Here is a 13,811-nt window from a genome sequence, read left to right on the forward strand (position 1 = left end):
CGGGAAGAGTCGTGCGCGCAAGGGGGCGGATGAGATGTCGGGGGAAGGTGTGACAGCGAGTAAGTCACGGACCCGGGCGGCGGCCACGGCCGGCCTGAAGGTCGAGCGCGTCTGGACGACCGAGGGCGTACACCCGTACGACGAGGTGACCTGGGAGCGCCGGGACGTCGTGATGACGAACTGGCGGGACGGCTCGATCAACTTCGAGCAGCGGGGCGTGGAGTACCCGGACTCCTGGAGCGTCAACGCGGCCAACATCGTGACCACCAAGTACTTCCGGGGCGCGGTCGGCACCCCGGAGCGGGAGTGGTCGCTCAAGCAGCTCATCGACCGGGTGGTGCGGACGTACCGGGCGGCGGGGGAGCAGCACGGCTACTTCGCCACCGGCGCCGACGCGGAGATCTTCGAGCACGAGCTGACCTGGATGCTGCTGCACCAGGTGTTCAGCTTCAACTCGCCGGTCTGGTTCAACGTCGGTACGGCCTCGCCGCAGCAGGTCTCGGCGTGTTTCATCCTGGCCGTCGACGACTCGATGGACTCGATCCTCGACTGGTACAAGGAAGAGGGTCTGATCTTCAAGGGCGGTTCCGGCTCCGGGGTGAACCTGTCCCGGATCCGCTCGTCCCGGGAACTGCTCTCCAGCGGCGGCACCGCCTCCGGGCCGGTCAGCTTCATGCGGGGCGCGGACGCCAGTGCGGGCACCATCAAGTCCGGCGGCGCTACCCGGCGGGCGGCCAAGATGGTCATCCTGGACGTGGACCACCCGGACATCGAGGAGTTCGTGGTCACCAAGGCGCGCGAGGAGCACAAGATCCGCGCGCTCCGCGACGCCGGCTTCGACATGGACCTCGGCGGCTCCGACATCGTCAGCGTGCAGTACCAGAACGCCAACAACTCGGTCCGGGTCTCTGACGAGTTCATGCGGGCGGTGCAGGACAGCGGCTCGTTCGACCTCCGTGGCCGGCTGGACGGCGCGGTGATCGAGACGGTCGACGCCAAGGGGCTGTTCCGGACCATCTCCCAGGCCGCCTGGGAGTGCGCCGACCCCGGCCTCCAGTACGACGACACCATCAACGACTGGCACACCTGCCCGGAGACGGGCCGGATCACCGCCTCGAACCCGTGCTCGGAGTACCTGCACCTGGACAACTCCTCGTGCAACCTGGCCTCGCTGAACCTGATGAAGTTCCTCCGGGCAGACGGCGGGTTCGAGGTGCAGAAGTTCGTCCGGTCGGTGGAGTTCGTGATCACCGCCATGGACATCTCGATCTGCTTCGCCGACTTCCCGACCGAGAAGATCGGGGAGACCACCCGGGCGTACCGGCAGCTCGGCATCGGGTACGCCAACCTCGGTGCGCTGCTGATGGCGACCGGCCACCCGTACGACTCCGAGAGTGGCCGCTCGGTCTCCGCCGCCATCACCTCGCTGATGACCGGTACGGCGTACCGCCGCTCGGCCGAGCTGGCCGGCGTGGTCGGCGCCTACGACGGGTACGCCCGCAACGCCGAGCCGCACAAGCGGGTGATGCGCAAGCACGCCGCCGCGAACGACGAGATCAAGCCGACCAGCGCGGTCGCCACCGAGATCGTCCGCGAGGCGACCAAGCAGTGGACCCAGGGCAACAAGCTCGGTGACAAGTCGGGCTGGCGGAACGCCCAGGCGTCCGTGCTCGCCCCGACCGGCACCATCGGGCTGATGATGGACTGCGACACCACCGGGGTCGAGCCCGACCTGGCGCTGGTCAAGTTCAAGAAGCTGGTCGGCGGCGGCTCGATGCAGATCGTCAACCAGACCGTGCCGCGCGCCCTGCGCAGCCTCGGGTACCCGGAGGAGCAGGTCGAGGCGATCGTCGAGCACATCGCCGACCACGGCCACGTCGTCGACGCGCCCGGGCTGAAGCCGGAGCACTACCCGGTCTTCGACTGTGCGATGGGCGAGCGGTCGATCGCGCCGATGGGGCACGTCCGGATGATGGCGGCCGTGCAGCCGTTCATCTCCGGCGCGATCTCCAAGACGGTCAACATGCCGGAGGCGGCCACCGTCGCCGACGTCGAGGAGATCTACTTCCAGGGCTGGAAGTTGGGCCTCAAGGCACTGGCGATCTACCGGGACAACTGCAAGGTGGGTCAGCCGCTGTCGGCGTCCAAGCGGGAGCCGGCGAAGGCGGCCACGCCGGCCGCGCCGGAGAAGACGGTCGAAAAGGTCGTCGAGTACCGGCCGGTGCGTAAGCGGCTGCCGAAGAAGCGCCCGTCCGAGACGGTGTCGTTCTCGGTCGGCGGGGCCGAGGGCTACCTCACCGCCTCGTCGTACCCGGACGACGGTCTGGGCGAGGTCTTCCTCAAGATGTCGAAGCAGGGCTCGACGCTGGCCGGGGTGATGGACGCCTTCTCGGTGGCGATCTCGATCGGCCTCCAGTACGGCGTGCCGCTGGAGACGTACGTCAGCAAGTTCACCAACATGCGGTTCGAGCCGGCCGGGATGACCGACGACCCGGACATCCGGATGGCGGCCTCGGTGATGGACTACATCTTCCGGCGGCTGGCCCTGGACTTCCTGCCCCAGGAGCGGCGGGCGGAACTGGGCATCTTCACCGCCAAGGAGCGGGCCGCGCAGTTGCGGGCGGAGGCGGAGGCGGAGAGCGCCGTCGACCTCGCCGCGATGGCCGCGTCCGCACCGGTGGAGACCAGGTCGGAGCCGGCGGCGGAGCAGCCGGTGATCGAGGCGGCGCCGGAGCGGCCGGCGCCCAAGGTGGGCTCCTCCACCGAACTGCTGGAGGCGGTGCTCGGCAAGGCGCAGGACGCCCCGCTCTGCTTCACCTGCGGCACCAAGATGCGGCCCGCCGGCAGCTGCTACGTCTGCGAGGGCTGCGGCTCGACCTCCGGATGCAGCTGAACAGCCGGAATCGCGTTCGGTGCACCATTGCAGGTGTAGGTAGAACGTGACAGAACGGGATCGGGCCACAGGGTCCGATCCCGTTCCTGCTGTGTGGCAATGCGTACGTCGCTCCGGGCGGCAACTGATTCAGCGATGTCGCGTCGAGCCGCCGTGAGACCTCGTGGCTGACCTGTCGGACCCTCAGCGGCCGTCGAGGTCGGCGGCAGCAACTCCGTTCGCGTAGGCGAAGATCACCAGTTGCACCCGGTCGCGGGCGCCGACCTTGGCCAGTACGCGGCCGAGGTGGCTCTTCACGGTCGCCTCGGTCACCACCAGTTTCTCGGCGATCTCTCCGTTGGTCAGTCCGCGGGCCACGAGGACGAGTACCTCGCGTTCGCGTGGGGTCAGCGTGCCGAGCAGCGGGGAGGGGCGTACGGCGACGGACGGGCGAGCGGCGAACTCCTGGATCAGTCGGCGGGTGACGGTGGGCGAGAGCAACGCGTCCCCCGCGTCGACCACGCGGATGGCCTCCAGGAGACGGTCGCGTGGCGCGTCCTTGAGGAGGAATCCGGCCGCGCCGGCGCGCAGTGCTCCGTAGACGTACTCGTCGAGATCGAACGTGGTGAGGATCAGTACCCGGGGGGTGTGGTCGCGTCCGGGCGCGGTCAGCCGGGCGGTCGCCGCGACGCCGTCCAGGACGGGCATCCGGACGTCCATCACGACCACATCCGGTCGTAGTTCGGCTGCCCGTGCCACCGCCTCCGCGCCGTCCTGCGCCTCGCCGACGACGTCGATCCCGTCCTGGGTGTCGAGAAAGAGCCGAAGACCGATGCGGATCAGTTCCTGGTCGTCGACCAGCAGAACCCGGATGCTCACGGGTACACCGTGATCGGCACGTGCGCGGCGACCAGGAAGCCGCCGTCGGGACCGGGTCCTGCCGCGAAGTTTCCGCCGAGGAGTCGGACGCGTTCGCGCATGCCGACCAGCCCGTGGCCGCCGGGAGGGTGCTGTCCCGATGGCCCCACTCCGCGGTCGGACACCTCGAGATCGAGGTGGCCCTGCCCGGTCCTGAGTCGGACGAGCGCGTGGTCGGTCCCGGCGTGCCGCAGGGCGTTGGTGAGGGCTTCCTCGACGATTCGATAGACCGACAGGCCGACCCCTTCGTCAAGGACAGGCGGTTCGCCGTCGATCTCAAGGCTGACCGAGAGGCCGACCGCACGGAAGGTGGCCGCCAGTTCCGCCAGTTCGGCCAGGCCCGGCGAGGGTCGGTGCGGTGCTGCGTAGGATGTCGCGGCGGGCACTCCGGAGCGCAGCAGTGCCAGCAGTCGGCGCAGTTCCGCGATGCTCTGCTCACCGCTGGACTCCACCCGGCGCAGTACGTCGGCGGCGACGTCGGGTGCCGTCGGAAGGACGTCCCGCGCGCCACGTACGCCGACCAGCATCACCGTGACCGAGTGCGCGACGATGTCGTGGAGTTCACGCGCGATCGCGGCCCGCTCCTCGTGCGCCGCGATCGCTGCCCGCTGTTCACGCTCGGCCCGCTCGGCGGTGGCGCGGGCCCGCAGGTCGTCGTGGTGCCGGCGGCGACCGCGTAGGGCGGCGCCGACCGCCCACACCGCCACCGGCACCGGCACCGAGCTCACCGAGAGGGCCACGAGCACGACCGTGGCGCCGATCAGTGCCACCACCGACACCCGGGCCCCACAGCGTTCGGCGACGGTGAACAGCGCGACACCGACCAGAAACCCGCCTGGGTACTCGCCCAGGGCGAAGAGGAGACCGGTGGTGGCGAGCATGGCCGCCAGTACCAGGACCGGAAAGCGGCGCCGACCGAGCAGTGCCGTGCCGGCGATCACGGTGAGGAGGACGGGCACCGGGCGGACCAGCGGGGATACGTCGTTGTAGAGGAGGGACAATTCGCCCGCGACGCCCACCACGACCGCGAGGAGGTCGACCAGCACCCGCTCGGCGCTGGGACCGAGCCACCGCCCGCCCCCCGGTTGGGCCCGCAACCGGAGGGCTTTGAACCAGGTCATGGCCGTTATCCTAGGTCTCGACGTCGTTCGGCGAGCACGGCGAACACCGCCAGCCCGACGGCCCAGGCGGCGAGCGCCAGGGCGGAGGCCGGTAGGGAGTGTGTCGCGCCGTGCACACCCTTGGTGAGCACCTGCACGCTCCCGAAGGGGGTGTAGTCGACCGCCGAGGTGTTGATCATCCCGATCAGCGACGGCGCGACGAAGTAGACGACGATCCCGGCCACCACGGCGGCGATCTGGTTGCGGAGAAGACCGCCGAGGGCGGCACCCACCAGCACCGAGAGCGTCCCGGCGAGGACGCATCCACCGGCCAACGAGATCAACTGTGCCGTCGTGAGATCGGGACCGGGGTGGTGCGAGGCGAGGATCGGCACCCCGAGGGCGAACGACGCTCCCGTCGTGAGTACGGCCAGGCCCAGTCCGACGAGCACGGTCGCGACCAGCCGGGCAGCGGCGACGGCGCCAGGGTCGCGGCCGGACACGAGGACCGCTGGCGCCGCGGTGCGGTGCCGGTACTCGGCCGTCACGGCCACCGCGCCGAAGAACAACAGGAGCAGCGGCATTCCGCCGAGCGCCTCCTCCTTCTCGGTGACTTCGTCGAGCGTTCCGGAGGCGAGCGAGACGATGACGACGTTGAGGACCGCGAGCGCGACCGAAGCGAGGGCGAACCAGAGCGCGGTCCGAATCGTGAGGAGTTTGCGTACCTCACCGACGATCAAGGTCATGACCGGGCTCCGATCAGGTCGAGGAACACGTCTTCCAGCGAGGTGGACTGCGGTGTCAGCTCGTGCAGATCCACCTGCGCTCGGCGGGTCACCTCGGCGACGGTGGGCGCGTCCAGGCCATCGATCAGGTAGCGCCCACTGGTCACGTCCGGCGTGATCCGGCCACCCGCACGTACCACCGCCTCCGTGAGCCGTCCGGGCGCGTCGGTGCGTACCCACACACCACTGGACGGAGTCAGGTCCGCGATCGGGCCGGCATGAACCACCCGGCCCTGCCGTACCACGACGACATCGTCGACGGTGTGCGCCGCCTCGCTGAGCAGGTGGCTGGAGACGAGCACCGCCCGGCCCCGCTCAGCCCGCTCACGCAGCAGCGTGCGGAGCCAGCGGATCCCTTCGGGGTCGAGTCCGTTGGCCGGTTCGTCGAGCAGGAGTACCTCGGGGTCTCCCAGCAGGGCGGCGGCCAGCCCCAGCCGCTGGCGCATGCCGAGCGAGAAGGTGCCGACCCGTCGACCGGCTACCTCGGTCAGCCCCGCCAGCGCCAGCACCTCCTCGACGCGGGTCCGTGGCAGCCGGGCGAACCCGGCCAGGATCCGCAGGTGTTGCCGGGCCGAGCGGCCCGGGTGCGCACCACACGCCTCGATCGCCACGCCGATCGTCCGAGCCTGTGGCGAACGTTCCTGTAGTGGCGTACCGCCGAGCAGCACGCGGCCCGAGGTCGGGCGCACCAGGCCGGCCAACATCGCCAGCATCGTGGTCTTGCCGGCACCATTGGGGCCGAGGAAGCCGGTGACGACGCCAGGCCGGACATCGAAGGAGACGTCGTCGACCGCGGTCAGCCGACCGAACCGCTTGGTGAGCCGTTCCGCGGTGAGGACCGCGGCAGGGGCGGGGAGGGGAGGTGCTTTCGTCATGTGCACAACGGTCCCGCTCGGGGGCGGTTCCGGTCATCAACCCGCGGACCACACTTGATCTCCCACCCTGGTCGGAGAGGCGACGAACCTTGCCGGTGGTGCGACGGGTCGTCGACGGAGCGGAGTTCGGCCGTGATCATTGGGGAATGACCATCGCCACGATCTACGCCGAGTTCGCCGAGCGGGAGGCGTCCGGCGTGTCGCCCGGGTACGAGCGACTGGCCCACGCCGTGTCCCGCGACGACGACATACTGGCCCTGCTTGGCACGCTTCCGCCGGCCAAGCGCCAGCCCAACCTGCTGTTCGGCGTCGTACGGCTGCTCGGCGGTCCGATCGACGACCCGGCCGCCTTCCACGGGTACACGGTGGCGAACTGGTCGGCGATCGAGGCGGAGCTGCACCGCCGGGCCACCCAGACGAACGAGGCCGGGCGGTGTGCCGTACTGCTGCCGCTGCTCGCCGCGCTGCCGCAGCCGCTCGCGCTGATCGAGGTGGGCGCCTCCGCCGGGCTCTGCCTCTACCCCGACCGGTACGCCTACCGCTACGGGGAGCAGGTGGTCGGCTCCGGTGAACCGGTTCTGGAGTGCGAGGTGGCCGGGATGGCGCCGCCGGCCGGCGTACCCGAGGTAGTGTGGCGGGCCGGCCTGGACCTGAACCCGCTCGACGTGACGGACCCGGCGGACGTCGCGTGGCTCGAGGCGCTGGTCTGGCCGGAGCACCTGCACCGCCGCGCCCGGCTGCGGGCCGCGGCGGCCGTCGCGGCGGCCGATCCGCCGCTGCTGGTCCGGGGCGACCTGGTGGACGACCTGCCGGCGCTGGCCGCGCGGGCACCGGCCGGCGCGACCCTGGTGGTGTTCCACACCTCGGTGCTGTACCAGGTGCCGGCGCCGAGGCGGAAGGCGTTCACCGAGCTGGTACGCGGACTGCCCGGGCACTGGATCGCGAACGAGACCCCGGACGTGCTGCCGCACGGGGCGCTGCCGGAGCCGCCGGGCGAGGCCCTGTACAACGTGCTCAGCCTGGACGGGACGCCGCTGGCCTGGACCCGCTCGCACGGGCAGGCGATGACCTGGTTCGCGGACGGGATGAGCCTGCTGCCCGGGTAGCCCGGATCGGGCCCATGCCCCCGCGCGGGTCGACGACGTCGTGACGGATCAGACCGCCGGCATGTCGCGCATCTTCCGCAGCGGTGAGAAGAGGACGAACAGGGCGGCGCTCCAGGTACCGAGCACACAGATCCAGAGCGCCGTCCGCAGGCCCAGCTGGCTGCCGAGCGCGCCGCCGAACAAGGCGCCGAGCGGGATCACCCCGTAACAGACCCACAGGAACGCCGCGTTGACCCGGCCGAGGAGCCGGGCCGGGGTGACGTGTTGCCGGTACGACATCGCCGCCGCGTTGAACAGCACCGAGTTCGCGGAGAACGCGGCCAGCCCGGCCCCGTAGAGCAACAGGCCCCAGCCGGGCCGGGCCAGCGGCATGAGCAGGTACAGCGGGCCGGGCACGAGCATCGCCACCCAGATGATCCGGGCCGAACCGATCCGCGCCGAGATCCGGTTCGTCATGGCACCGGCCACCAGGCCGCCGAGCGCGCTGATCGTGAAGACGAGGCCGACCAGCAGGGACGAGGCGTGCAGCTCGCGGACCAGGAAGGTGATCTCGATGGAACTCGACGCCATCACGAAGAAGTTCGAGGTCGTCGTGCAGGCCAGGAGCTTGGACAGGATCGGCTGTCGGCGGATGAAGCTGAGTCCTCCGGTCAGGGCGTCGCGCACCGAGGGCCGCCCGTCGTCCGCCGGCCCGGTATCCGGCTCGGCCGGTACCTCCCGGATCAGCCAGAGCGTCACGGCGCTCACCAGGAAGGCGAATCCGTTGCTGAAGAAGGTTCTGGCCGCGCCGACTGCGCCGATCAGCGCCCCGCCGATGGTCGTACCGACGAGTTCGGCGAACTCCTGGCTCATCCCGAGTTTTCCGTTGGCGTCGACGAGTTGGGAGGCGGCCACCAGCTTCGGCAGCGTGCTCCGGTAGGCGACGGTGAAGAGCACGGTGAGGACGCCGGAGAGCCCGACGACGACGTACAGGTACGCCAGGCTCAGCGTGCCGCCGATCGCGACCAGCGGCAGCGACACCAGCAGGGCCATCCGGCCCAGATCGCAGGCGATCATCAACTTTCGCTGGTCGACCCGGTCGGCGAGGATCCCGGCCGGCAGCGAGAAGAGCAGGTACGGCAGCCAGGCCAGGAACGTCAGCAGAGAGATCTGGAAGACGCTGGCATCGAGGTCGTTGGCCGCGAGCAGGGGTATCGCGATGCCGGAGATCCGGGTACCCAGTTCGCTGACGGTCTGACCGCTCCAGAGCAGCAGGAAGTTCCTGGCTCGCCAGAGTGAGGGGCGCGGCGCCGGGTCGGTGGCCGGCGGCGGCGTCAGCTGTTGCGTCACTGAGGTCCTCGTCCAGCACGGGAAACGGAGCTGACCGTCGGCGCTGGCGCCGAGCCGGCGGTGGGCGGCGAATGGTCGGCGAGCGGTGCCCACGGCCAGGGGGCGGTCGAACCCTAACGGCGGCTACCGGCGCTCCGCGAGGAGTTTTAACCGGTCGTTCCACAGGTCGTGAGCCTTGTGCATACCGTCGGGGTCGGAATTGCGCATCCCGACCGCGGCCGGGCCGCGGGCCGCCTCTTCCATGATGACGTGACAGCGGTTCGATTCGTCGAGCAGCCGCCAGGCGTGGTACGCCCGAAGACCGACCGCGTTTCCGTACCAACCGATGCGGGTGTCCGGGACGAATTCGAATATCTCGGAGAGGACGTCGATTCCGAGCGTCGTCCACTGGAACCTGCTGTCCTCGCGGAGCACGCCGGTCCGATCGTTGAGGATCTGCACGTCGTGGGCGTTCGGGTACCACTGCGGCCACTGCTCGGCGGCGATCAGGAGCTGCCACACGGTCGAGCAGGACGCGTCGATGAACACCTCGTTGTGGGTGAACAGATCGGCGCCCTCCGGCGAGAGTCCGTCCGGCCAATGTATGTCGTCGAATCGATTCGCCAGGTCGTCGTCCACCGGATTCTCCATTGGGATGGCGGATTCGCCGCCGCGGTCTCCCCACTCGACACCTTAGTCGGCCGATCCCGTTCCATTCGTCGGTTGACGCCGGGCCGGCACTGGCCGGCTGACGAGGCACGGCGGTGTCGTAGGGTCGGCGGAATGGACGGTGCCGACACCAGCGGGCCGGGGCGCCGGCTGCCGCTGGCGCCCCGGCCGTTGGACTCGCCGCACCCGTCCCGGCTGTCGCCGACGCATCCGGACCGGGACCGGATCCTGGCCGCCCATTCCGCCGCCCTCGCCGCCGGTGAGGCGGGCTATCCGGACCCGGCCACCGGGCTGTTCGTGCTCAGCGCGGGCTTCCTGGCCCGTCGTGGCACCTGCTGCGGGCGCGGCTGCCGCCACTGCCCGTACGTCGACGATCCGGCGCCCTCGGACCCGTCTGCGCCGTAGCGGGCGGGGCGAGGAGCGGGTTCCCCGGCGGCGCCACCAGGCACACCGGAGTACGGGGTTTCGCCAGCCGCGCGGAACCCGTACGGTGGCCGACGGATTCCCCGGTCGCTGCGACCGGGCGGATGGGAGGTCGGCGGTGCGCGGGCGGCTGTGCCTGGTGGGTGTCGGGCTGTTGATGCTCACCGGCTGTGGTGAAGATCCCGCTCCGGAGCCGCTCGGACCGGCGCCGAAGGTCGTACGGCTTCCGGCGTCGGCGGCTGGCGGTGCGTGTCAGCTGCTGGAGTACCAGGTGGTCGAGCAGGCCATCGGCACCCAGTTCGAGGTCTCGGCGGCGAGCCGGCACGGCAAGACGGACACGTGTGTGCTGCGTGCCGAGGCCGATGCCCGCCCCGAACTGTCGCTGTCGGTCACGCCGACCACGGCCGACGCGGCGATCTTCGCCGACGAGATGGTGCCGAGCGGCGGGAAGTCCGTCAAGGGGCTCGGCAAGGCCGCGTACCAGTCGGCGGTGGCGGCCGCGAAGGGCTCCGGGGTCGGTGTGGAGATCGGTTGGCTCTCCGGCGACAAGCGTCTGGTCAGCCTCCGCTACACGTTCCCGACCGGTGCGGACCGGGCCGGGGCCGACGCGCTCACGCCGAAGCTCGTCGCCCTGGCGAAGAAGGTCGACACCAGCAGTCTCTGATCGGGCGAGGGTCGCACCGGGGCCGCCCGGTCGACAATCCGCCCGCCCGGCAGGAAGCCGGACGGGCGGAACGATGATCGGAAAACCGGGTTGGTGGCGCTCAGTGGGCGGCGACGAAGACTCGGGAGGCGACCTCGCGCGGCAGGCGGATCTTGTCGCCGGACCGGTCGATGGTCACCCCGTCACGCTCCTGCGCGACGGTGACCGTCGCGCCCGGGTCCACCCCGGCGGCGTGCAACTGGCGCAGCACGTCACCGTCGGTCTGGACGCTCTCACAGATCCGCCGGACCACCACGGGACCACTGAGACCGGGAAAGGCGAGGTTCCGCTCGCTGTCGCCGACCGCCTCGGCGGCCGGGACGTCGGGGTTGGTGACCAACGACTCCAGCCCGGGGATCGGGTTGCCGTACGGCGACCGGGTGGGCCGGTTGAGCAGCTCGTAGACCTTCTGCTCGACCGAGTCGCTCATCACGTGCTCCCAGCGGCAGGCCTCCTCGTGGGCCTCCTCGTAGGGCATCCCGATCACGTTGACCAGCAGCAACTCGGCCAGCCGGTGCTTGCGCATCACGGACACCGCGTGCGTCCGGCCGAGGGCGGTGAGTTGCAGGTGGCGGTCGTCCTCGACGGTCAGCAGTCCGTCGCGTTCCATCCGGGCCACTGTCTGGCTGACGGTGGGACCACTCTGGCGCAGCCGCTCGGCAATCCGGGCACGCAGCGGGGGCACACCCTCTTCCTCCAGCTCAAGGATGGTGCGCAGGTACATCTCGGTGGTGTCGACAAGGTCGTTCACGTCAGCGGTCCTCCCGATGACGATGTTACCTCGGGGGACCGATATTCAGTGTCGCCGAGCCGGGCTGGTTCCGTACCCGATGGTGTTGACTGGACGCCGTGTCCGTACCGGATGATCTTCTTGTCGATGTGACCGGGCTCGCCGCGGAGCTGGCGTCCGCCGAACCGCCGACCCTGCTGGACGTCCGTTGGCGGCTCGTCGGGCCGCCCGGTCGGGCCGACTACCTCGCCGGACACCTTCCCGGCGCGGTCTTTGTCGATCTTGATGCGGAGCTGTCCGGGCCGCCCGGGGCGGGCGGGCGGCATCCGCTGCCCGATCCGGCGGCGTTGCAGCGGGTACTCCGCGCGGCGGGGGTGCGGGCCGGTCACCCGGTGGTGGTCTACGACGGCGGCGACGGGATGGCGGCGGCGCGGGCCTGGTGGACGCTGCGCTGGGCCGGGCACCGCCAGGTCCGGGTGCTCGACGGTGGCTTCCCGGCCTGGGCCGGGGCGGGAGCGCCGGTCTCGGCCGAGCCGGCGGACCCGGTACCGGGCGACCTCACCGTGCGCCCCGGCGGAATGCCGGCGCTCGACGCCGGTCAGGCGGCCCGGCTCGCCGCCGAAGGGGTGCTGGTGGACGTGCGGACGGCGCCGCGCTACCGGGGCGAGAGCGAGCCGATCGACCCGGTCGCCGGGCACATCCCCGGCGCGGTCAACCTTCCGGCCGCCGAATACGTCGGTGCCGACGGCCGCCTGCCGGCCGCCGACCTGCTGCGCGCGCGGTTCGCCGAGGCCGGCGTCCGGCCCGGGGTACCGGTCGGCGCGTACTGCGGATCCGGGGTGACCGCCGCCCAGGCCGTGCTCGCCCTGCACCGGGCCGGCCGCCCCGACGCCGCGCTCTACGTCGGCTCGTGGAGCGACTGGCTCACCGACCCCGCCCGCCCGGTCGCCATCGGTCCCGACCCCGACCCGGTCCCAGGTCCGGACCCGGAACGACCCTGAGCCGAACCGCCCGATCCCGTCCCGGAATCCGGCTGCCGACTCGCGTTCCGGAGGCCATCGGGCGGCTCTGGCCGGCCGAGGCCCCGTCAGCATGCGACGATGAGCGCCATGTCGGACGGCACTGTGGTGGTCTGGGACCAGAGTCTGCTGGCGTACGACCTGGGCGACCATCCACTCGATCCGGTCCGGGTGGAACTGACCATCGCGCTGGCCCGGTCGCTCGGGGTCCTCGACCGCCCCGGCGTACGCCTGGTGGCGCCGACGCCGGCCGACGACACCGCGCTGGCCCGGGTGCACCGGCCGGACTACCTGGACGCGGTACGGGCGGCACCGAACGACCCGCTCTTCTCCGGCTACGGCCTCGGCACCCCGGACAACCCGATCTTCGACGGCATGCACGAGTCGAGCGCCCTGGTCGCGGGTGCCACCCTCGCCGCGGCCGAGGCGGTGTGGCGGGGCGAGGCCCGGCGGGCGGTCAACGTGGCGGGGGGACTGCACCACGCCATGCCGAGCCGGGCGGCGGGATTCTGTGTCTACAACGACCCGGCGGTGGCCATCGCCCGGCTCCTCGACCTCGGCGCCGAGCGGGTGGCCTATGTCGATGTCGACGTGCACCACGGCGACGGGGTGCAGCAGATCTTCTACGACGACCCACGGGTGTTGACGATCAGCCTGCACGAGACTCCGTTGGCGCTCTTTCCGGGAACCGGGTTTCCCGACGAGACCGGTGCGCCGGGCGCCGAGGGCAGCGCCGTCAACCTGGCCCTGCCACCGGGTACCGGTGACGCGGGCTGGCTGCGGGCCTTCCACGCCACCGTACCGACGCTGCTCCGGGCGTTCCGGCCGGAGATCCTGGTCACCCAGTGCGGTGCGGACAGCCATCGGCTGGACCCGCTCGCCGACCTGCGGTTGACCGTGGACGGTCAGCGGGCCAGCTATCTCGCCCTGCGGGCGCTCGCCGACGAGTTGTGCGACGGTCGGTGGGTGGCCACCGGGGGCGGCGGATACGCCCTGGTCGAGGTAGTGCCCCGGGCCTGGACACATCTGCTCGCGGTGGCCACCGGTGAACCGGTCGACCCGGCCGCGCTGACCCCACCGGACTGGCGGGCGCTGGCCCGGGACCGGCGCCCGGACCGTGAGGTGCCGTTGCGGATGACCGACGACGCCGACGTCTCGTACGAGCCCTGGCAGCCCACGGGCGAACCGGACGCGGTGGATCGCGAGATCCTGGCCACCCGCCGGGCGGTGTTCCCGCTGCACGGCCTGGACCCGCTCGACCCGGCGGTCTGACCTCCCCTCCCCGACCAGCCGTCCGGAGCTG

At 71.1% G+C, this 13,811-nt stretch carries 13 protein-coding genes; 6 read left to right on the forward strand and 7 right to left on the reverse strand.

The window, feature by feature from the left end; all coding sequences use genetic code 11:
* The first annotated feature begins 34 nt into the window (after positions 1-34).
* Positions 35-2,893: a vitamin B12-dependent ribonucleotide reductase gene (locus tag H4W31_RS18245; RefSeq protein ID WP_192767763.1), complete on the forward strand. Its 2,859-nt coding sequence runs from the start codon at positions 35-37 to the stop codon at positions 2,891-2,893.
* 183 nt (positions 2,894-3,076) lie between these two features.
* Here the strand turns inward: H4W31_RS18245 and H4W31_RS18250 are convergent, their stop codons facing one another.
* Genes H4W31_RS18250 through H4W31_RS18265 form a run of 4 tightly spaced genes read right to left on the reverse strand, consistent with a single transcriptional unit; the run spans position 3,077 to position 6,550 of the window.
* Positions 3,077-3,751 (reverse strand): response regulator, encoded by a 675-nt coding sequence (locus tag H4W31_RS18250; RefSeq protein ID WP_192767764.1) that lies wholly within the window; start codon positions 3,749-3,751, stop codon positions 3,077-3,079.
* A complete protein-coding gene (locus H4W31_RS18255; RefSeq protein ID WP_192767765.1) occupies positions 3,748-4,911 on the reverse strand; it encodes a sensor histidine kinase in 1,164 nt (387 codons plus the stop codon). Before H4W31_RS18255 ends, H4W31_RS18250 begins: the two co-directional genes overlap by 4 nt.
* 5 nt (positions 4,912-4,916) lie before the next feature.
* Entirely contained in the window at positions 4,917-5,636 is a 720-nt protein-coding gene (locus H4W31_RS18260) for an ABC transporter permease (protein ID WP_192767766.1), read from the reverse strand.
* Positions 5,633-6,550, reverse strand: coding sequence for an ABC transporter ATP-binding protein (locus tag H4W31_RS18265; protein WP_192767767.1), 918 nt, complete (start codon positions 6,548-6,550; stop codon positions 5,633-5,635). Before H4W31_RS18265 ends, H4W31_RS18260 begins: the two co-directional genes overlap by 4 nt.
* 146 nt (positions 6,551-6,696) lie before the next feature.
* Here H4W31_RS18265 and H4W31_RS18270 point away from each other — a divergent pair, with 146 nt between their 5' ends.
* The gene (locus H4W31_RS18270) at positions 6,697-7,656 is read left to right on the forward strand and encodes a DUF2332 domain-containing protein (RefSeq protein WP_192767768.1); all 960 of its coding nucleotides are present in this window, start codon (positions 6,697-6,699) and stop codon (positions 7,654-7,656) included.
* A gap of 48 nt (positions 7,657-7,704) precedes the next feature.
* Here H4W31_RS18270 and H4W31_RS18275 read toward each other — a convergent pair whose 3' ends face one another.
* Positions 7,705-8,985, reverse strand: a complete 1,281-nt coding sequence (locus H4W31_RS18275; protein WP_318783254.1) for an MFS transporter — start codon at positions 8,983-8,985, stop codon at positions 7,705-7,707.
* Positions 8,986-9,108: 123 nt separating this feature from the next.
* The gene (locus tag H4W31_RS18280; RefSeq protein ID WP_192767769.1) at positions 9,109-9,603 is read right to left on the reverse strand and encodes an SRPBCC family protein; all 495 of its coding nucleotides are present in this window, start codon (positions 9,601-9,603) and stop codon (positions 9,109-9,111) included.
* Positions 9,604-9,747: 144 nt separating this feature from the next.
* Here H4W31_RS18280 and H4W31_RS18285 point away from each other — a divergent pair, with 144 nt between their 5' ends.
* Together H4W31_RS18285 and H4W31_RS18290 are read left to right on the forward strand one after the other, a co-directional pair.
* Positions 9,748-10,038: a DUF5522 domain-containing protein gene (locus H4W31_RS18285; RefSeq protein ID WP_192767770.1), complete on the forward strand. Its 291-nt coding sequence runs from the start codon at positions 9,748-9,750 to the stop codon at positions 10,036-10,038.
* 136 nt (positions 10,039-10,174) lie between these two features.
* Entirely contained in the window at positions 10,175-10,720 is a 546-nt protein-coding gene (locus H4W31_RS18290) for a hypothetical protein (protein ID WP_192767771.1), read from the forward strand.
* Positions 10,721-10,820: 100 nt separating this feature from the next.
* Here the strand turns inward: H4W31_RS18290 and H4W31_RS18295 are convergent, their stop codons facing one another.
* On the reverse strand, positions 10,821-11,510 hold the full coding sequence (locus tag H4W31_RS18295) for a metal-dependent transcriptional regulator (RefSeq protein ID WP_192767772.1): 690 nt from the start codon (positions 11,508-11,510) through the stop codon (positions 10,821-10,823).
* A gap of 98 nt (positions 11,511-11,608) precedes the next feature.
* Between H4W31_RS18295 and H4W31_RS18300 the strand changes: the two genes are divergently transcribed.
* Both H4W31_RS18300 and H4W31_RS18305 read left to right on the forward strand, forming a co-directional pair.
* Complete coding sequence (locus tag H4W31_RS18300) at positions 11,609-12,490, forward strand: sulfurtransferase (protein ID WP_192767773.1); 882 nt, start codon at positions 11,609-11,611, stop codon at positions 12,488-12,490.
* A gap of 108 nt (positions 12,491-12,598) precedes the next feature.
* Positions 12,599-13,780, forward strand: coding sequence for an acetoin utilization protein AcuC (locus H4W31_RS18305; protein ID WP_192772198.1), 1,182 nt, complete (start codon positions 12,599-12,601; stop codon positions 13,778-13,780).
* Positions 13,781-13,811 lie beyond the last annotated feature (31 nt).

Origin of the sequence: Plantactinospora soyae, assembly GCF_014874095.1 — a bacterium.
Taxonomy (GTDB): Bacteria; Actinomycetota; Actinomycetes; order Mycobacteriales; family Micromonosporaceae; genus Plantactinospora; species Plantactinospora soyae.

What these genes read in the sequence shown, in the direction of transcription:
- H4W31_RS18245 (WP_192767763.1), top strand. Translation starts at nt 35, where the DNA reads ATGTCGGGGGAAGGTGTGACAGCGAGTAAGTCACGGACCCGGGCGGCG.
- H4W31_RS18255 (WP_192767765.1), bottom strand. Translation starts at nt 4,911, where the DNA reads ATGACCTGGTTCAAAGCCCTCCGGTTGCGGGCCCAACCGGGGGGCGGG.
- H4W31_RS18260 (WP_192767766.1), bottom strand. Translation starts at nt 5,636, where the DNA reads ATGACCTTGATCGTCGGTGAGGTACGCAAACTCCTCACGATTCGGACC.
- H4W31_RS18265 (WP_192767767.1), bottom strand. Translation starts at nt 6,550, where the DNA reads ATGACGAAAGCACCTCCCCTCCCCGCCCCTGCCGCGGTCCTCACCGCG.
- H4W31_RS18270 (WP_192767768.1), top strand. Translation starts at nt 6,697, where the DNA reads ATGACCATCGCCACGATCTACGCCGAGTTCGCCGAGCGGGAGGCGTCC.
- H4W31_RS18285 (WP_192767770.1), top strand. Translation starts at nt 9,748, where the DNA reads ATGGACGGTGCCGACACCAGCGGGCCGGGGCGCCGGCTGCCGCTGGCG.
- H4W31_RS18305 (WP_192772198.1), top strand. Translation starts at nt 12,599, where the DNA reads ATGTCGGACGGCACTGTGGTGGTCTGGGACCAGAGTCTGCTGGCGTAC.